The 19,347-nt window shown below is 43.4% G+C and carries 21 protein-coding genes and 1 riboswitch; of the genes, 3 read left to right on the top strand and 18 right to left on the bottom strand.

Annotation, left to right across the window (positions count from 1 at the left end):
- Window positions 1-4 precede the first annotated feature (4 nt).
- Window positions 5-640 (bottom strand): CBS domain-containing protein, encoded by a 636-nt coding sequence (locus N5C46_RS00665; protein ID WP_261750499.1) that lies wholly within the window; start codon window positions 638-640, stop codon window positions 5-7.
- Between the two features lie 151 nt (window positions 641-791).
- Between N5C46_RS00665 and N5C46_RS00660 the strand changes: the two genes are divergently transcribed.
- Together N5C46_RS00660 and N5C46_RS00655 are read left to right on the top strand one after the other, a co-directional pair.
- Window positions 792-1,013: a spore coat associated protein CotJA gene (locus N5C46_RS00660; protein ID WP_224519606.1), complete on the top strand. Its 222-nt coding sequence runs from the start codon at window positions 792-794 to the stop codon at window positions 1,011-1,013.
- A 6-nt stretch (window positions 1,014-1,019) separates the two neighbouring features.
- Window positions 1,020-1,280 (top strand): spore coat protein CotJB, encoded by a 261-nt coding sequence (locus tag N5C46_RS00655; RefSeq protein WP_261750498.1) that lies wholly within the window; start codon window positions 1,020-1,022, stop codon window positions 1,278-1,280.
- A gap of 56 nt (window positions 1,281-1,336) precedes the next feature.
- Here N5C46_RS00655 and N5C46_RS00650 read toward each other — a convergent pair whose 3' ends face one another.
- From N5C46_RS00650 to N5C46_RS00620, 7 genes are all read right to left on the bottom strand, one after another.
- Complete coding sequence (locus N5C46_RS00650; protein WP_261750497.1) at window positions 1,337-1,792, bottom strand: YpbF family protein; 456 nt, start codon at window positions 1,790-1,792, stop codon at window positions 1,337-1,339.
- 101 nt (window positions 1,793-1,893) lie between these two features.
- Window positions 1,894-3,039: a glycosyltransferase family 4 protein gene (locus N5C46_RS00645; protein ID WP_261750496.1), complete on the bottom strand. Its 1,146-nt coding sequence runs from the start codon at window positions 3,037-3,039 to the stop codon at window positions 1,894-1,896.
- 52 nt (window positions 3,040-3,091) lie between these two features.
- Window positions 3,092-3,613 carry a phosphatase PAP2 family protein gene (locus N5C46_RS00640; RefSeq protein WP_261750495.1) on the bottom strand — a complete coding sequence of 174 codons (522 nt, stop codon included), beginning with the start codon at window positions 3,611-3,613 and terminating at the stop codon, window positions 3,092-3,094.
- A 156-nt stretch (window positions 3,614-3,769) separates the two neighbouring features.
- The gene (locus tag N5C46_RS00635; protein WP_261750494.1) at window positions 3,770-4,474 is read right to left on the bottom strand and encodes a LysM peptidoglycan-binding domain-containing protein; all 705 of its coding nucleotides are present in this window, start codon (window positions 4,472-4,474) and stop codon (window positions 3,770-3,772) included.
- On the bottom strand, window positions 4,467-5,066 hold the full coding sequence (locus N5C46_RS00630; RefSeq protein ID WP_261750493.1) for a CPBP family intramembrane glutamic endopeptidase: 600 nt from the start codon (window positions 5,064-5,066) through the stop codon (window positions 4,467-4,469). Before N5C46_RS00630 ends, N5C46_RS00635 begins: the two co-directional genes overlap by 8 nt.
- A 9-nt stretch (window positions 5,067-5,075) precedes the next feature.
- A complete protein-coding gene (locus N5C46_RS00625; RefSeq protein ID WP_261750492.1) occupies window positions 5,076-6,548 on the bottom strand; it encodes a RecQ family ATP-dependent DNA helicase in 1,473 nt (490 codons plus the stop codon).
- Window positions 6,526-7,590 carry a YpbB family protein gene (locus tag N5C46_RS00620; RefSeq protein WP_261750491.1) on the bottom strand — a complete coding sequence of 355 codons (1,065 nt, stop codon included), beginning with the start codon at window positions 7,588-7,590 and terminating at the stop codon, window positions 6,526-6,528. The genes N5C46_RS00625 and N5C46_RS00620 overlap by 23 nt, the downstream gene beginning before the upstream one ends.
- Window positions 7,591-7,813: 223 nt before the next feature.
- On the opposite strand from N5C46_RS00620, the gene N5C46_RS00615 reads away from it, so the two are divergent.
- A complete protein-coding gene (locus tag N5C46_RS00615) occupies window positions 7,814-8,062 on the top strand; it encodes a ferredoxin (protein ID WP_034758261.1) in 249 nt (82 codons plus the stop codon).
- Between the two features lie 104 nt (window positions 8,063-8,166).
- Here N5C46_RS00615 and N5C46_RS00610 read toward each other — a convergent pair whose 3' ends face one another.
- From N5C46_RS00610 to N5C46_RS00565, 10 genes are all read right to left on the bottom strand, one after another.
- Complete coding sequence (locus N5C46_RS00610) at window positions 8,167-8,736, bottom strand: ECF transporter S component (protein WP_034758259.1); 570 nt, start codon at window positions 8,734-8,736, stop codon at window positions 8,167-8,169.
- A 157-nt stretch (window positions 8,737-8,893) separates the two neighbouring features.
- Window positions 8,894-9,028: riboswitch (FMN riboswitch) on the bottom strand.
- Window positions 9,029-9,141: 113 nt separating this feature from the next.
- Window positions 9,142-10,041, bottom strand: a complete 900-nt coding sequence (locus tag N5C46_RS00605) for a peptidoglycan DD-metalloendopeptidase family protein (RefSeq protein ID WP_261750490.1) — start codon at window positions 10,039-10,041, stop codon at window positions 9,142-9,144.
- A 218-nt stretch (window positions 10,042-10,259) separates the two neighbouring features.
- Complete coding sequence (locus N5C46_RS00600; RefSeq protein ID WP_261750489.1) at window positions 10,260-11,477, bottom strand: hypothetical protein; 1,218 nt, start codon at window positions 11,475-11,477, stop codon at window positions 10,260-10,262.
- The gene (gene sigX, locus N5C46_RS00595; RefSeq protein ID WP_261750488.1) at window positions 11,449-12,003 is read right to left on the bottom strand and encodes an RNA polymerase sigma factor SigX; all 555 of its coding nucleotides are present in this window, start codon (window positions 12,001-12,003) and stop codon (window positions 11,449-11,451) included. The genes N5C46_RS00600 and sigX overlap by 29 nt, the downstream gene beginning before the upstream one ends.
- A 256-nt stretch (window positions 12,004-12,259) precedes the next feature.
- Complete coding sequence (locus tag N5C46_RS00590; protein ID WP_261750487.1) at window positions 12,260-14,023, bottom strand: ATP-binding protein; 1,764 nt, start codon at window positions 14,021-14,023, stop codon at window positions 12,260-12,262.
- On the bottom strand, window positions 14,020-14,736 hold the full coding sequence (locus N5C46_RS00585; RefSeq protein ID WP_034758246.1) for a response regulator transcription factor: 717 nt from the start codon (window positions 14,734-14,736) through the stop codon (window positions 14,020-14,022). Before N5C46_RS00585 ends, N5C46_RS00590 begins: the two co-directional genes overlap by 4 nt.
- Window positions 14,737-14,857: 121 nt before the next feature.
- Window positions 14,858-16,033: a c-type cytochrome biogenesis protein CcsB gene (gene ccsB / locus N5C46_RS00580; protein ID WP_034760586.1), complete on the bottom strand. Its 1,176-nt coding sequence runs from the start codon at window positions 16,031-16,033 to the stop codon at window positions 14,858-14,860.
- Complete coding sequence (gene resB, locus N5C46_RS00575; RefSeq protein ID WP_261750486.1) at window positions 16,014-17,690, bottom strand: cytochrome c biogenesis protein ResB; 1,677 nt, start codon at window positions 17,688-17,690, stop codon at window positions 16,014-16,016. The genes ccsB and resB overlap by 20 nt, the downstream gene beginning before the upstream one ends.
- A gap of 31 nt (window positions 17,691-17,721) precedes the next feature.
- Window positions 17,722-18,252, bottom strand: a complete 531-nt coding sequence (gene resA / locus N5C46_RS00570; RefSeq protein ID WP_159362189.1) for a thiol-disulfide oxidoreductase ResA — start codon at window positions 18,250-18,252, stop codon at window positions 17,722-17,724.
- Between the two features lie 257 nt (window positions 18,253-18,509).
- Window positions 18,510-19,241, bottom strand: a complete 732-nt coding sequence (locus N5C46_RS00565) for a pseudouridine synthase (protein ID WP_034758238.1) — start codon at window positions 19,239-19,241, stop codon at window positions 18,510-18,512.
- Window positions 19,242-19,347: the final 106 nt, after the last annotated feature.

Genomic DNA, 19,347 nt, shown 5'->3' with positions numbered 1-19,347 from the left:
TCAATTATTCGTCTTCATGGATATCGAGAATCCGGAATCCTGATTTCTCTAACTTATGAAGGAATTTATCCATATTGTCCTTCTTTTCCACCTTCAGGACAATTCGGCGTAATAATTTATCCGATTCATCGAATGTTACAAGGGATATCACTGATTCTGAATATTGTTGGATGATGTCACCGAGCCTCGCGATCCGCCCTTCCGTTTCTACAGAAGAGAAAGCGATGCGGACTCCTTTCTGGTCCATGCCGAATGCACTCCTGAATTGATCCAGGACGTCAAAGCGTGTAACAAGTCCCAGGAACTTATTATTTTCGGCCACCACCGGGAGGATCGGCGAATCCTTTAATTCGATCAATGCATTTTCAAATACATCCTTTTCGGTTATATATTTGTCCGAATCCGTGATGATATCACTGACCTTTTTCTCTTTGAGAAAGGATTCCTTGTCCATTCCGGAAAGGAAGAAGCTTTGATAGATATTGTAACGGGTCGCTACGCCTTTATATTCTTCATTCGAAAGGACAGGTACCCCGTCGATTTTATGGTGTTCGAGCACCGTCAGCGTCTTTTCAACTGAATCGTTCACATCCACCACATAGCATTTGTGTTTCGGTATCATGGCATTTTTAACAAACATTTGACCACCTCATCATTAATTTCCTACACCTTAAGTATTCAACATTTCCCTTGTATTTCCCTTCATTCTTATGAATTTATATAAATTAACATGTTCCCATTCAGCCAATCATATGTTGTTACGAAGGAATTCATTTAAAGGAGGAATTGGTATGCATGAATTCTATAAAGCATATTATCCGTATATAAGTCCCTATGACCCGTGTAAGCCGATTACACGGAAGGTATATTCGACTCCCCCAAACCTGTATCTTGGGTTTCAGCCACCAAATTTAGAACAATATACCCCTAAAGAAGCATTGCAGAAAGGGACATTGTGGAAAGTATTTTATGATCCGTATTATAGTCCCTACGAAAAAGCGAAGGGAGAGTGATCCAATATGAAACAGCTTCCCGCCCATTATTATGAAGTGTTGGAAGAACTGCAGGCGGTCGATTTCGTCATTGTCGATCCCACTCTGTACCTTGATACCCACCCGGAAGATCATGAGGCCATCTCACAGTACAATATGTATGTCAAAACCCGAAAACAAATCAAAAAGAAATTTGAAAAGGAATTCGGTCCACTGACCCATTTTGGGTACAGCTACTCCAATTACCCGTGGGATTGGAAGGAAGCACCCTGGCCATGGCAAGTGTAAGAGATGTGGATGTCTGTCACATCCACTCCCAGTGCTTCCCTTTAAGCACTGGGTTTTCACTTACTTCCATGGAACAGATTGATATCCCATTCTTTCTTCATTTTATCATATACATGATGCCTCTTTTTCCACGCTTCTTCTTTCCATAAATCTTTACTGCGATCGATGATCTCGCATCTTAATGCATGAAATTCTTTTTCTTTCTTTTCCTTCTTTTCATATAGAATTTTGGCAGCTCCGAATAGCACAACCAGAAAAAGGGCCATGAATAAATGCATGGAATCTGATACAAAGCTGGAGAACATCGCAGCGAATGAGTAAGAATAAGGGTCTAACACGAACTTCGTCAAATAATATAGAAAAAAGAAGGATGCAAACATTGCCCCCCATAATGTATATAGGTGAAGGGCCTTCGCCCGATCAAATTTTTGTTTCTTCTCAATCAGGTTATAGAGCATTTGCTCCGTTGCCTGATCTGTCCACTCCCCAAATTCCTTTCCTCCCCGGTCCATCCTTATCCACTCCTCCCCTCCCTAAAGCATATGAGCATGTCCAGGGAGATAGAATCAGCACATGAAAAAGGATCCCCTGAGAGGATCCTTTTTGAATATTTTCAACCGTACCGCTGTGTTTGGCCATGGAAGGAGCTCACTTCCCTGAATTCAGTTATGAGTCCTTCAAAGATGGCATCCCAGGATTGTCTTTCAGCCATTTGGAGTGCTTTTCGTTTCATGTAGGTCAATCTGCTTTCATCCAGCGATTCGATGATATGGTGGATGAAGGATTGATATTGATGAGCTTCTGCAACCCTGCCCGTATGATCATGCTCAACGATATTCGTCACGCCTCCCCTGTCTGCGACTACGGCAGGCAACCCTGATGCCAGTGCCTCCAGTACGACATTCCCAAATGTTTCAGAAGCTGAAGGGAAGACAAACAAATCGGAGGAGGCATACGTTTCTGCAAGTTCTTCCCCTGTCAGATAGCCTGTAAAGATGACATTTTCACCCCGGGTCTTATCCATGAGCTCTTTCTTTAGCGGTCCATCGCCGACGATGAGCCATTGGACTCGATCCTTCACTTCCCCGGGAAGGTGTTTGATCGTTTTTTCAAGTGTATCCAAGTCTTTCTCTGGTGCCAGCCTCCCTACATAAAGAAGGATATATTTCTTACCTATCTTGAATTTTTCCCTAAGGGAGGAGTTTCGCTTCTTGGGTGAAAAGGTCGCACAATCGACCCCTCTCCCCCATATGGACAAGTCGGTAAAGCCCTGATTCATAAGATGCATCCTCGTTTCTTCAGAAGGGACGAGGATGCGGTCAGCCTGTGAATAAAACCACTTCATATATTTCCATAATAATGGGGCTGCCCACATCATTTTGTAATAATTCAAGTAGACATCAAAATGAGTATGATAAGAGGCCACAAGGGGGAGGTCCAATTTCTTAGCTCCACGGATTCCATAAAGCCCCATCGTCAGAGGCGTGGTAACATGAATCAGTGTAGGAGAGAAATCCATTAGCTGCTTTCGGATTGTCTTTGGATTTGCTATGGCCGTCCGGCATTCAGGATACAGAAAGAATGGAAAACTCGTGAACGAGTGCACATTAGGATAATTCTCCCCTTTATCCTGAAGATCAGGTGTGAACACTTTGTATTCAATCCTTCTCTTATCATAATGATCCGTCAGCTTTTTTAACGTCCTTGCCACTCCGTTTACCTGGGGATAAAACGTATCAGTAAAAAGCGCCACTCTCATTACCCTTCCCCCTTTTTGGTTTATATGCAATGTTAGCTTTCAGTTAGCTTCTTTATATAAACAAGATGGCCATTGTCGTGACAAATGCCAGAAACGCACCTGCCAATACATCTGAAGGATAATGGACACCCAGGACGACTCTTGAATACCCAACCAGCCAGCTCAACGGGAACAGAACGAGCATCGAGATCGGGTAGTGAATCATAAAAGGGATGGTGATGGAGAAAATAGCCGTTGAATGGCCCGAAGGAAATGAATGATCCTTGAATTGATAGCCATGGATGATCGCCCCCGGTAATGTCATATAGGGACGGATTCTTTTAACCCCTTTTTTCAGCAACATCATCAGGATATGGCTGATGATCAACGAGACCGCAGCCGCAATGACCGTGTCCATAAGCCAACCATAATACCGACCAAGGATGAATAAGATGAAGATGGATCCCACACTGAACTTCGCCCCGCCCAAGTGAGTTACATATCCAAAGAATGAACGATAAAGCTCCTTACTGCCATTGATCCTATAAAACAACTTATCATCTGCATGACGAAAGCGCGTCAGCATATTGTCCATTCAATCAACCCCTTCTCTGTACTGATATGTCAGTTTCATTATATTTTCCGTATGTAATGCTTCTACTAATTCCATGTAAATTCTACTGGCGATTGTTGCAAATAAATGTAAATCACCAACAAAAAAACACCCGCCCCCTTTTCTGGGGAGGATGTTCTATTGATCTAACGGAATTTCCAACACTTGGCCTGATTGGATATCTGTATCCTGAATCTTATTCCATTCTTTGATCCGGTCAACGCCTGATGGGGAATGGTAGTAATTCATGGCGATCCGGTACAAGGTTTCCTGAGGTTTAACCGTATGATAAACAACCTTGACCTTTGGCTCTTCTTTCTCTATTTCTTGTGATTCTTCTTTTGGTTCATCCTTTATCTGTTCCTGCGGCTTTTCTTCCACTGTTTCTTTAGGTGGTGGCGCCGAAGCTTGTTGATTCTTCTCACCGGTAGTGGTAGCGGACTCGTTCGAAGATGCATTTTGCTTGTCCGTTTCAGGAGGATCTTCTTCCTCTTTAGGGGCGACGGCAGCCTCATCCTCACTACCTTCTTGTTCCTCCTCAGATTGGTCATAACGGACTTCAACCACGTCATCTATATCTTCAGACATGACGACGAGTGGACCATTTCTGTGATCGAGATAAGAATAAATGCCGAAAACGGTCAAAGGCAATAAAATAAAAAATAAGAGCAGCATACTGATCAATGGGTACTTCATTTTCCATTTTTTCTTTTTATGTTTCTCTCTATGCAGCTCACTTCTCGGGGGAAGCGGCTCCCTTTTTTTGACGGGTGGTTCCTCAGGGACTCGTTCAATTTTTATCTTCCGTTTCGCTGCCTGATCTCGATATGGGTCTTTACTCATGTGACATCCCTTCTTTACTTCTTTGTCTTCCATTCTTACGCATATGTAACCCCAGTAAAAAATCGATGACAAAGTGCATGATGATCGTAACCAATAAATTATCTGTGAATTCATAAATGAAACCGATCCAAAAGCTGAGCAATACGATATTAATGATTAAAAACCAGTGAGCCCAGTACCTGAAATGAATGAGAGCGAAAATAATGCTTGAAATGATCAGTCCAAAGTGAAATTGAAGGACACCCCTGAATAAAACCTCTTCACTTACACTGATAAACATCGCTAAAAGGGCGATTTCCCCCATGCTTCTATTTGTGAATATCTGTGCATTGACCCCGCCATCGTCGTAATATTTAGCAGGCAGCACCTTCATCAGGAGCATATCGATCAGGACGATCAGGAGACCGCTCGTCATCCCGACCGTAAAGATGGCAGGGGAAAACCTGATCTGATCCCAGAATTCAGACGTTGTGTCAAATAAAAATAAACCTAACACACAGGCGATCGTTAATAGTAAAACTTGAGTAAAATACAAATGGAACGTTAATTGCTTCTTGGAAAGCTGTTGAATGATTTCCCCTTGTTTCTTCATTGATACCACTTATCCTAATAGTAAATTTTCTAACCTTTTCTCCCAGTTTGCAGTGCCGGTTTCTTGTATATTTAACGAGAATGGCTCAGTCTTGAAATCATCGAGTGAATCACCGCATCGATCACAACAATATGGGTTATCGACATTCTTTTTTTCATTGAAATAATGGAGGAGCTTCTCCCGTCTGCACGTAACGGCCTGTAGCCAGTTGATCATGGAGTACAGGTTGTCCTTCTTGTATTGTAAACGATTGTTCCGGATTTGTTTCACTTTTTCTAGTAATCTATCTTGATCAATCGGCATGTCCCGGGTCAACTCCTCTGTATAATACAACAGGAATCGATACTGCACCTCTGTAAGCTGAAGCTGTTCGATTAACTCCTTTGACTGTCCCTTTCTGCCCTCTTCGATAAACCTCTGAATTTGATCATCTTGGGGCAGCTCACTTTCAATGAACTGAAGGGGCAAGGAAAGATCCTGTTCTGAGTATAGCACGACAGATACACTACTTTCTCCATCGCGGCCCGCCCTTCCAATTTCCTGTAAAAACGCTTCGATGCTGGAGGGGAAATGAAAGTGAATGACGAAACGGATATTTTCTTTATTCACTCCCATTCCAAACGCCGAGGTTGCACAGATCATTCTAAGCTTCCCGGAAAGGAATTGCTGCTGAATCAAGATCCGGTCCTCCTGCTCCATCCCACCATGGTAGTGTGCCACTCCTGACACACCGTTCTCTGACAGCCAGAGAGCAATATCTTCAGCCATACGTTTACTTGAGAAATACACTACTCCCGGACCGTCCCACGCTCTCACACATTCTAACAACGTGTTCAGCTTTTCATTTGGTCCGGACACCCTCTTAACAAATAATCCAATATTCCCACGATCGACTGAATAGACCATTTCAACAGCATGATCCATTTGAAGCACCTTCTTGATGTCTTCCCTGACTTCCTCCGTCGCCGTTGCCGTCAATGCCAGGGTGGTCGGATTGTGGAGCAGCTTCTTCAGTTCCCCGAGCTTTAGATAATCCGGCCTGAAATCAGGCCCCCACTGAGATATACAATGCGCTTCATCGATTACATACAGGGAAATATCCAAAGATTGCAGGGAGGATATGACCCCTCGATTCATTAACATTTCAGGGGAAATGAAGATGAACTTATACAGATGTAATCGTTCCAAAGCCTCTCTTCTTTCCATATAGGGCAAAAAAGAATTCAGTGCGATGACCCGCTTTTCTCCCATCACTTTCATCTGCTCCACTTGATCCTGCATTAAAGAAAGCAGGGGAGAAATGATCAACACGTGCCCATCCATCAGATAACCGGGCAGCTGATAACACAGTGACTTCCCTGTCCCAGTCGGGAGCATAGCAATCGTGTCCCGTTGATTCAGAACGGAATGGATGATTTCTTCCTGCCCTTCCCTAAAGGAGGAGTAGCCGAATCTTTCTTTAAGTTCTTGTTGCAGATTCACGTGTTTCACCTGCCTTTGCGATAGCCACCCGGATTTGAAAATAGCTCAAATGAGGGAGTTTTTCTTTAATGTGCTTAAGTCTTTTCGTCTGTGCTTCCTCCATCACCTTCAGTACGTTTACGTATTCTTCCCTGGTAATGAAGGGATCAATGTCCAAACCTTCCTCTGTTAAAATCAACTCGATGACATGGTCCTCAATGGTATTGAGTTTCAATTTACGGATCCGGGCGATTTCTTCTAGGGAATGCCCCCTCTTATACAAGTCGTAGGTCTTGCTGGTCGATATGGTCAGGTTCTGTCGGTGATCACTTTTCAAGCCCATGGAATATAATAACGGAAAGCCTTTAGGATCCCTTTCTATTTCGGTCAACATACCGTGAAGCAGATTCAGGAATCGGAAGCGGCACTCTTCAAGATCCATGTCCAATTTCTCTGCCACCTGAAATTCCGTCCAGCCATAGTCCTTATATCCGGTTAATCGATACACCAATAAAGAGGGATCACTTCCCTGGATGTTCAGAAGGGTGGTCAGCTCTTTGAACAAGAGGGACGAGAGAGTGTCACTGTTAGGATTCGCCCTGATACAATTCTTGACCCATTCCTGTATATGTCTGTTTCGCTGAACCGGGTAATAGAGGAATTCCTGACGTTTGGCATTGGAAAGGACTTGAACCAGAAGGCTTAGCCTCATCCAGAATAGACGGGCTTTATCACCATGAATGAGACCGTTCATTTCTGAAGGGAAAGCCCCATCAAGAAAATACTGTTTCACAGCTTTAGAACCCTCGGATGCCATGCTGGCATTATCATTTTCACCAACGGTTATCCATCCGGCCTCTTCCAATTCCCTTACCTTTTGATTGAAATACGGCCGCTTCAACTTAGGTAAAGAAAGGAAAAACGGTTGCAGATGAAAGATATGTGCATCCTGAATCGATTGGGAAGATTTCTTCCCTTTTAAAATATGAAATACCGAGTAAATGGAGCGCTCTCCATTAATTTGCAAAAAACAATATAGGATCACATAATTAAGATAGGTCAATGCTCTCCTCCTTAATATGTAGGTTATTGTCAAATATTGTACCATGAAATTGGCTTTTCACCATGTTTTGTTTTTCATATATAGGATAAAAATAAAAAGAAAGCACCTAACTATTGAAAAGTCATCCAATCCTCTATAAAATAAACATTAAGTGATTTTTCACAAATTGACATTGTGTATAATGATGAATTATATAGAATTATTTATTCGGGAGGTTTTTTCTTTGCCAAAATATACGATCGTTGACAAGGATACATGCATTGCATGTGGAGCATGCGGGGCTGCCGCTCCAGATATTTACGATTATGATGATGAAGGTATTGCATTTGTAACATTAGATGATAACCAGGGGACGGTTGAAGTTCCTGACGTATTGGAAGATGATATGATCGATGCATTCGAAGGTTGCCCGACAGATTCCATTAAAGTATCTGACGAACCATTCGACGGAGATGCACTGAAATTTGAATAGTAAGGATGAGGCTAAGAAGATCGATCTTCTTAGCTTTTTTTATGGATATGGAATGCAATAGAAAAACCCCTCAATATGGCTGAGGGGTTCATTTTATAACATCATTATGCCGCTTTGTTTAAGGCCACCTGTCTTGATAGCCAGCCTTGAAGGCGGACAAACAGTAAAGTAAATACGGATGTCACCAAAATCCCTTTCAGGATGTTGAATGGAACGATTCCGGTAATGATGATTTCAGCAGGAAGCTCAAAGTTCATGAAGTATTTATAAGCAGGCAGGAACACAAAGTAATTCAGGATCCCCATGCTGATACTCATGACGACGGTTCCTGTGATCAGTCCGATCAACAGACCTTTTTTCGATTGAAAACGTGAATAGATGTAATACGTCGGAAGAATCAAAAGGACTCCCGCAATAAAATTGGCTGCATGACCAATCGGAACACCTGTGTCGCTTCCGGTCATGACGTAATCAATCACGTTCTTAAACAGTTCGACCAATATTCCTGCAAGCGGTCCCAGTGTGACCGTCGCAATCAATGCAGGTACATCACTGAAATCAACCATAAGGAACTTTGGAAATGGTGGAATTGGGAAGTTGAATAACATTAGTACATACGATATGGCACTTAGCATACCAATTGTGACAAACATTCTCGTATTCATTTTTTTCATAACTCTCTCTCCTTTAGGAGATTCATCTCAAATCGAAGACGGTTCAAGCTAAAGGTAGCATTAAAAAACTCCCGGATAAACAAACATATCCCGGAGAATGAAAGGCATACCCTAATAAACGTTTAGCTTCCCATTTTCTAAACGTTGTGGCCATCACCTTCATCTTCTCCCATCCAGACTATACTGTCGGCTTTGGAATCGCACCAAATCCTGCCCCAAAAGGCTCGCGGGCTTAGAAACACGAGGTTTCATCACCGCCGGTAGGGAATTTCACCCTGCCCCGAAGACGAATCTTTATTTTTTTATACATTCTCATTATACATAAAGTTAAGTGCTATGTGAAGAAAAACAGTTCGAATTCGAACTAATTATGTGTTTTCCCTATCCGTGCTGTGCGTGACATCATCAATTCACCTTCAGCACCTGCTGTGGATATATTGCCGATGCCGGGTTCAAGTCATTCCTCGACACCAGTTCATCCATATCGATCCCCTGCGCCTTAGAGATCGAATACAATGTGTCCCCTTGCTTCACTACGTATTGCCCTTCAGGGGAGGATCCTGATCCTGGAATCATCAATCTCTGATTGACGTTTAACCCGGAGCTCTTCAATGCATTCTTCTGCATGATTTCTTCCACTGACAAACCATATTGTCTGGAAATCCCCCAAAGAGTCTCACCTTTATGGACGATGTGCACCCCCTCCGCTACATGTTCATCAGGAAGCGATTCCGGAGTCCCAGAGACACCCACTGCCTGGAATGGATCCTTCTCTTTGGCAAATACCAGCTGTCCGACTTCCCCCTGACCGAACACACGATAGGGATCGACTGCATTTTCTTTATCAATCGTCCACTCCCCTCTGTGGACTTCAAAATGGAGATGAGCCCCCGTTGATCTTCCCGTGTTCCCCAATCGTCCAAGTTGTTGACCTTGTGCCACTTCCTGATTTTCATCCACAAGCCTGCTTTGAAGATGGGCATAGACGGTTTCATATCCATTTTCATGCCTGATGAATACAACATGACCGTAGGTATCTGAAAGATAAGATTTGATCACTTTTCCTTTAGCGACAGAATATACAGGCGACCCGATATCCCCTCCGATATCCATGCCTTTGTGAGAACCTGACCTTGTACCATATGAATCTGTTATCATACCTTCTACGGGAAATGTCCAGGACGATGTGTCACCTGACACCTTATCCCCCTCTGCGTTAGCTGCATTTACGGTTAAGAACATCATGAATACACTTACCGTTAAAAGAAAAAAGATGAATAGCCTTCTTGCATAATCGAAAATCATGCTTGTCCTCCTTAGGTCTTATTGACAGACGTGCCTTGACTTCTATATGTATTACACCATTCTTACCGTTTCCCCCTCATTACATGCATAGGCATGCTTTTTGAGATATTTTTCCTTTGTGTAGTTTGTCTGTGAATGCGGTAAATATTCGTTTTTATAGCGTAAAAATAAAAAAACCAGATTCGGATCAAATCCGCTTCTGGTCTTTTCCATGAGATTTAATTCACAACGCTCTTTTTATTCGGACTGATCGGTGTCTCGAGGGGCTCTGTGAAGTCAAAGCCGTTCCAGCTTTCCTGTTTGATGTTTTCAAACCGGGCACTTTCAAAGCCAGAGCTCCTGCTTGTCAGCAATATTCCTTCGATCAGCTCCTGTGCGGTTTGTTCGCCTAAAGAGGTTAAATCCAGTTCGTTTAAAAAACTGATTGTGACCACCTCATTTGCTTCTGTCACGTTAAAGTTGATGTCTTTCGGGACGACACTTTGAAAAAGGCCCGTCTCTGCACTTTTCATTGCCTGGATCGACTCCTTGATCCCCCCTCTGTTTACATTATCAGGTACAAGGAAGCGGTCCTTCCCATTGGGTGAGTATAGATAGTATGCACTGTGCGTCTTTTCGTTCAGATCAACACTTGAGAACTCTCCCGTCGAACTGAATTGAGGGACCGAACCGTCCTGATTTTTCAGTACAACTTTATCTAACCCTTTGTGCTGGAATGAATATTGAAGAGAGTGATAAAAAGCGTATTCGACTGCACTGCTGCCACTGTAAGAATGATCGGGATCGAGGGTGAAGATGACCTTATTCTTGTCAAGGGACACATCTCCCTTTAAAGGCAGATAGTCTTCAAGTCCCCAGTCGGTTTCCGGCAGTTCCTCACCAATTTGCTCATGTCTTGTCAACCAGTCTTCCTGTCTCTGTTCTTCCACAATCGTTACAGGTATGGGCACTGCTTCAGGTGAAACAAGTCCAAAGGAATAGAATTCCTTTCCCTTTAGATCTTCTTCATAAAGAGAAAGCCTTTTGGGTGATTCTTTTAGATCCTCCGACATCGTCAGATTGCTGTTTTCATTTGGATCAGCCTCCGTCGCAGCGACTATCTCTTCTTTACTGGATCGGGGAGGGAGTTCGCTTTCTTTCTGAAGAGAAGCGATGTCCCCTTTATTTTCTGAGCTGCCTGGTTCCGCACCCGATTCGGATTTCTCCATACTGGTATCCGTTAGTTGATTCAGAACGGTGGGAGCGAGTAAGAACATGATGAATATGGCGGCAAGTGCAGCGACTGCCGGTATGAATCGTTTAAATGAGCTTTGACTTTTCTTTTTTCTCCTTTCCATTCGTGCATGGATATAGTGAGAAGTTCGATCATCTTTGATTTGAGGAAGTTTTTTGATGAGGTCCTCGATATCACGATCTTTCCATTCTGACTGGTTCAATGTCTCTTTCCTCCTTTGGGAGCCGTTGATTCATTTCAATCCTCAACCATTTAATGGCCCTATGCTGGGTCGTTTTTACTTTGCTTTCTGACCAGCCAAGCACCTCAGAGGTTTCAGAGATTGAAAGTTCCTGTAAGTAACGCATGATGATGACCATTCGAAAGTCCGTTGTGCAGTGTTTCAAGCATTCATACAACACCTGGATTTCTTCATTGGCAACGGCGATCTCTTCGGGAAGTGCCCCGTCGTCTGTTACTTCATTGCGACTCCAATCGAATTTATCCAGAATACGGTTCTTCCAGTTTTTCTGTCTTCTGAAATGGTCGATGGCAACATTTTTCGCAATGGAAAAAAGCCATGTCTTTTCGGAGCTTTTCCCTTCGAAATTCTCATGGGATTTAAGCACCCGGATATAGACTTCCTGAGCCAGGTCTTCTGCCTGCTGTTTATTTTGTACCATGTATATGAGAAATTGAAATACATCCTGATGATAAGCAGAGTATAATTTTTCAACAACGGAGTTCACTTTATTTCCTCCCCGTCAAATGATTAGTCGTTTACCTATGTAAAAAAGTTACACACTATCAATATAGTATTATTTAGGTGAAAAGGAAAGACCTATATTGACCTTAAAACCGCATGAAAAAAGCCAACAGGGAAATCACCCTGCTGGCCCATTTTCTCTATTTCAACAACCTTCTTGAAATAGAGCAAAAAATAAAGAATGTTTCCCATGTAACAAGAAAAATCGTCATGTTTCTATGGAGATGATCGATAATTGCCTAAATAGGGAGAAAGAAAGTGAAGGTTGTCCCTTGGTCGACTTTGCTTTGCACCTGAATATGCCCCTTATGGGACTCAATGATATTCTTGGCGATGGCGAGGCCGAGACCTGTTCCGGACTTTCCTCTTGTTCTTGCTTTATCTGCCTTGTAAAAGCGCTCGAATACAAAAGGAAGGTCTTCTTCGGGTATACCGGAACCCGTGTCCCTGACATGGAACAGAAATCCACCTTTCTTTTCCGTCAGGGAAACCGTCACTTCCCCTCCCGTCGGCGTATGCCTCAGAGCATTATCGATGAGATTCGTTAATACTTGTTCAATTCGATCGGGGTCTATGGAAATCTCTTTATTCAGTTCCACATCACTTTCAAAGTAAATGGAAACCTTTTTTTCCTTGGCCAATCCGATGAACTTATTTGTCACCCTTTCCGTGAAAGGCACAACACCGATCACATCCTTGTTCAGGGTGATATGCCCGGCTTCCATGCGGGCGAGATCCAGGAGATCGTTGACGAGCCTTCCCATGCGAAGCGATTCATCATAGATGATGCGCGCAATTTCTTTCTTCTCTTCTTCGGATCCGGCAATATCATCCACGATCGCTTCACTATACCCTTGCAGCATGGAAATGGGGGTGCGAAGTTCGTGGGATACATTGGCGATGAAATCCTTGCGGAGCTTATCCAATCTCCGTTCTTCTGTCATGTCCCGAACCACCGCGACCGCTCCCCTGATGGTGTTATTATTATACAGGGGACTCACGATCACTACATAGGAACGCCCTTGCAGACTCAGTTCATCCGTCTGTTCCATTTCTGTTACGACCACACTCTGCAACAACTCTCTTACTGTCGTCGGAATGGCTTCTTCACCCTCTTCACTTTGCTCGTAATACCAGTGTTGAAGGAAACGATCAGCAGGGGGGTTTGTGATCAGGATGGTCCCGTCCCGATTAAAGGTGATGACACCATCAGCCATACTGCTGAGAATGGATGAAAGCTGTTCTTTCTCCTGACTGAGTGCGTTGATATGAAACTTCAGCTGCCTTCCCATCTGATTGAAGCCAGTAGCAAGTTCACCGATTTCATCCTTTGTCAGGATCGGAACCTTTGTATCGAACTTTCCCTTTGCCACTTCGAAAGCAGCCTCCCTCATTTTCCGGAGCGGTGCAGTGATACGGGTGGAGAGGAAGAAGGCAAATATTGTCGTAAGGATGATGGCAATCCCCGCGGCAAGCAGAATCAGCTTGGTGGTTTGTCGTGTTGTATCCTTGATCACTCCCAGGGACTGATAGAGATAAACGGCACCATCTTCCCCATTGATATGAAGGGGCGTTCCGACTACGATGACATTCTCATATCGATTAGACGACTCCTTGGACAGTTCAACCTCTTTTTTCACGGTGATTTCTTTTGATTTGACCGACTGAAGCTTGTTATCCTTCGAGATATACTGGTGGATCTTCTTTTGAAAGACCGTCGAATCCTGAGAATATAGTGATTGGTTTTGATCCAGGGAAATAATGATATTAACAGGTTCATCGATGATTTCTTTCCCAAGTTCCATTCCAAGGGTCAGGTCATTATGATTCTCGATGACCCTGGCTACTTTTTCAGCTGTATGGGTCAGTTCTTTCTCCACTACACCTACATGGTAATTTTGAAAGAATTCCAACAATAAGATGGTTAGAATAAATAATACAAAGGAAACCAGAAGCAGGATGGTCACCCACAGTTTCCCTACTACACTACGCCAAAGCCTCATTCATTTGTTACCTCGAATTTATAGCCTACTCCCCATACGGTCACGATCATTTTAGCAGCCATTTCAGATACTTTGTTCAGCTTTTCCCGTAATCTTTTCACATGGGTATCCACCGTACGCAAATCGCCGAAGAATTCGTAATGCCATACTTCCTTCAACAGGTGCTCACGATCAAATACTTTATCAGGAGCTTTCGCAAGGAAATAGAGGAGTTCATATTCTTTAGGAGTCAGATTGACATCGATTCCATCCGCCGACACCCGGTGGGCATCATTATCGATTGTCAGATGCGGATAAACAATCAGGTCCTTTGCTTTTGCATCCGTCTGAATGAAGCTTGACTTCGTGGAGCGTCGTAATAATGCCTTCACCCTGAGAACTACTTCGCGGGGAGAGAAAGGCTTCACGATATAGTCGTCGGTCCCGACCTCGAAACCTTGTACCCTATTCACTTCTTCACCTTTGGCAGTAAGCATGATGACAGGGGTCGCCTTGCTTTCCCGAAGGTGCTGACACACTTCGATTCCATCCATTCCAGGCATCATGATATCCAATAGAATACAATCATAGTTCTGTTCGAGGGCCATCTCTAACGCCTGTTCTCCATTTTCCGCTTCATCGATTTCATAGTTTTCCCTTTCCAAATACATCTTTAGCAGTCTTCTGATTCGATCTTCATCATCAACAACCAGAATGCGAATATTTTCCTCCATGGGTACATCCCCCTTTGTATATTTACACTATATTATCCTATATTTTGTATAAAAAAAGAAGCTGACAGGAAAGAGAATTGGATTCTCATGGTTGTCAGCTCCTTCCTTTCGTTACGATTAATTAAGCGTATGAGTGTAACCCGGCAATGATAAGATTAACCGCTACAAGGTTGAATAGAATGATTGCAACCCCTACAACAGCAAGCCATGCCGATTTCTCGCCATGCCAGCCTTTGGACAGGCGGAGGTGGAGAAAGGCTGCATAGAATAAGAATGTAACCAATGCCCAAACCTCTTTCGGGTCCCATCCCCAAAAGCGGGTCCAGGCGATCTGTGCCCAGATCATGGCAAAGATGAGTCCTCCAAGAGTGAATACCGGAAATCCGATCAAGACGGAACGGTAACCGATTTCGTCCATCAAGTCGAGGTTCACATTCTTTACGAGTGGCTGCATCTTAGCTGCGATCCGCTTTCTGAAGATCAAGCGGAGAAGAAGATAAATGACTGTCCCGACCATAAATGACCAAATCACGGTATTTAATTTCTTCGCATTGATGAGAGCAGGCATTTCAACGAGTGGCTCCATCACGTCTTCGCTTAATAATTCACCTTTATTTGGACCTACCAGGGCTGGAAGGGTGTATTCAGAAATTGCCTCTTCCCCCTGTTGATTCACATATTGAAAGTTCGCTTCATAATGGCCAAGGGTAAATGCCGTCGATGCGACAACAAACCCCAGTACGACAACCAATGAATACATCACTGTCTCGAGCCAGAATGACTGCCTGCTGCCTTTTGTATGCTGAACTGATTTCAGTAAGTAGATCAACCCTGCCACGAAGCTGATGGAAAGAATCGCTTCCCCTGCCGAAACGGTGGTGACATGGATCTTCAACCAATCACTTTGAAGGGCAGGGATGAGTGGACTGATGTCCTTTGGAAACATGCTGGCGTATGCAATCACCAAAAGGGCGAATGGCAGTGCGATGACACCAAGGATCGTCGTCTTATACATAAAGTAAAGAATGATGAATGCCCCGACAAGCATCATACCGAAAAAGGTTGTAAATTCGAATAAATTACTTACCGGTGCATGTCCCGAAGCCCCCCATCTAAGAAAGAAGTACCCCAATTGAGAGGCAAATCCGACAAGGGTTAAAGCAATTCCGATAAAGCCCCATTTTTTCTGGTTCGTTTCCGTTGTATTCTTTTGACGGATACTCCCGCCAAAAAACAGAGTCGCGATCAAATACATGATGAAGGATACGTAAAGTAAATTACTGCTCCACTCTGCCATTGTTGTCGTTGACATCCTCATTCCTCCTTACTTCGTCCTTTTGTTGTTGATCGACAGGCTCATTGATTCCACTGCCTTCCAATACAAAGCTGATTTCATTTTTCAAACCATGCCAGTTTTTGTTCGTATGACCGGCTACGATGAGTCCATCCCCATCATCACTCCGCCTGATCCAGATCCTTCTGTGATGCCAGTATGCACCCTGTATGACACCGATCATGAAGATGGCTCCTCCAAGGGCCAGGATCCAGAGGGTAAGATCCTTATGTACGGTTAAGGCGGATACATCTCTCGTCTCGACACCGGCAAATGACAATTTATAGTCATTTTCCCCTAAGGGCTCAAGGTTTTTTCGGATTCCTACAAAACTGATTTCACCTTCGGGCTTTTCGGGTGAGAACAATTTAAACAGGAATGCCGGGTTATTCGGAAGGGGAGATTTTGTCTGCGGTTCACCCTGTTCGTTGAACCCGGAGAAATCCGGATAATATCCCATAAGTTCTGCTTTATACCCATCTTCAAACGTATAGGCATTTTGAGGGTCGAATAAATCGACTGTGAATTCACCGAAGCTTTTCCCCGACTCTTTGTTATCAAGGGTAAAAGACATGGATTTGAATTCATCCAGTTTATAACTTGTTTGATAAACAGCAAAATTTCCGAATTTCAGAGGATGGTTTACTTTAATGGAATCCTCCTGTTCTTTCTCTCGTTCTGCCTTCTGACCGGGAACGCGCTCTCCTGATTCCTTATACAGGATCACATCCGATTGGAAATTCTTCGCAATGGTCCCGTTTTTGTCAATCGCTTCACCGAATACTTCTTTATCCTTATTCTTGTCGTATGTCTCCAGGGTGAATCCCTTGTTTTCCAAGTAATATTCCTGGTCCGTCCCCGGAACGGCTCTCGTCTCTCCTTCACGGATCCACACCGTTTCGTCTATGTACATCCCCGGAACGAATCGAAGCATGCCACCGAAAAGGAAGATGATCAGACCGATATGATTTACATAGGGACCCCATCTTGAAAACCGATTCTTCTCTGCAAGGATATTTCCATCCTCTTCCCGGATCTTATATTTTTTCCGCGTCAGATTTTCTTTTATTTTTCCGATTGGCTCATCATATTCGGTCGTGTCCGTTTTCCCGTAGATCCTTTGGCGTTTCAAAAAGCCGACATGTCTTGTGACACGTTGATTCTTCAAGGCGCGATAGAGGGGGATCACACGGTCCAGGCTGCATATGACGAGGGAAACCCCAATGGATGCAATCAATAGCAAGTACCACCATGAGCTATAGAGATCATGGAACCCTACCGTATAGTATAGTTCTCCAAAGAAACCATAAACATCTTCATAGTATTCATCTGCAGGCTGACCATTTGGAATATACTGTTCCTGGGGCAGTATCGTTCCCACTGCTGAAGCAATAAGCGTGATGATGATTAACCACACGCCCACTTTCACAGATGAAAAGAAATTCCAAATCTTATCTATAATCGATTTATTATACGTTTGGGAACGTCTTGCACTCCCCTCGTAACGCATGTCATGGAGCTTTTCATTCTTTGCTTCCTCCGTTAAAGCCCGTCCACAGGATTCACAGAGAACCGTACCATTTGGATTCACATGACCGCATACACATTTAATCTCTTTCATGCTAAAACTCCTTATTTCAAGTTAAACTGCCTTACGGCTTGATGCTCTCTAAATCTTCAATGATATCGTTTTCTGTCATCGTACCCGTTATGATCTTCTCAATCTTTCCTTGAGGGTTGATCAGGAACGTCGTGGGAAGTGGATCGATCCCGTATGCATTCTGCACTTCTTCTTCCTTGTCTACTAATATAGGGAACTCTAACCCATGTTTTGAAACGAATCGGTTAATGAGGAAATCGGATTCCCCTACATTTACCGCTAAAATCTGTACACCTTGATCCTGATACTTCTTAAATTGATTGTTCATGTAAGGCATTTCCCTTTCACACGGCTTGCACCATGTTCCCCAGAAGTTCAGGAAGACTCCTTTTCCTTCATAGTCGGAAAGGCGGTGTGTATTCCCATCCATATCCGTAAGGACAAAATCCGGTGCCTTATCGCCAGCCTTTAACATCCCTCTTTCATCCTTCGTGAAATTTGCATAAAGGGTATATGCAACTGCAGAAGTCAGCACAATCAGAATAATGGTCCTGATGAGCAATCTGCGCTTTTTCTTATTCATTTACGTGTGCCTCCCAAATTGAAATCGTTCTCAAGAATGGAGAAGTTTTTCTCTCTTTACAGTAGCAAAGGGCCTGAAGTCATAAGAGTCCACTTATGACTTCAGTCCCTGCCATGATGTACGGTTTCATATCCTCATAATGAGCAGAGAAATATCCCAATTATTTCAGGGTAAAATTTCTTTCTCATTATATCATTTATCACTTTAAAGTTAATGTAAATTATATGAAGGATATGTGACACTTTCCATAGTGGACATTAGTGGATGCTGCCTGTTTCAGCGAGCGCCCTCAATTGTTTCACTTCATGTGGTGTCAGTTCTCTTCCCTCTCCCGCATTCAAGCCGTGGAGCGAAAGGAATGCATATCTTTCTCTTTTCAACTTTTGAACAGGATAACCCAGGGCTTCGAACATCCTGCGGACCTGACGGTTTCTTCCTTCATGAATCGTGATTTCCACGATTGATTTCCCCTGCTTTTTATCGATGCTCAGGACTTTCACTTTAGCCGGTGCGGTCATTCCGTCTTCCAGCTTAATTCCTTTCTCAAGCTCACGGATCTTGAATTTAGGCGGAATCCCTTTTAATCTTGCCACATACGTCTTTTCAATTTCATTACTTGGGTGCATAAGGGAATTGGCGAAGTCGCCATCATTGGTTAACAAGAGGATCCCTGAAGTTTCATAATCAAGTCTGCCCACAGGATAAATTCTTTCCTCGATTTCAGGGAAGAAATCCGTTACCACCTGACGATCTTTATCATCGGTTACAGCCGAGATGACCCCTCTTGGTTTATAAAGCATGTAATATACTTTATTTTCTCTTTCGATCTGGATACCCGTCACTTCAACTCGATCGGAGTGAGATACCTTCGTTCCAAGTTCCTTCACGACTTTCCCATTGACCTTTACTTTACCTTCTATAATTAATTGCTCTGCTTTACGGCGTGACGCCACGCCACTGTGAGCAATTACCTTCTGTAATCGTTCCACGGTCTTTCACCTCATTTAATTTTCAATACATTTACCTTCATGAATTATTACACAATCCAGGCAAAATAGAAAGGCATAAAGGAAAATCGACCAATCCAGTCGATCC

It is taken from the genome of Rossellomorea vietnamensis (assembly GCF_025398035.1).
GTDB lineage: Bacteria > Bacillota > Bacilli > Bacillales > Bacillaceae_B > Rossellomorea > Rossellomorea vietnamensis_B.
This window is presented reverse-complemented; position numbering and strand designations above follow the sequence as displayed.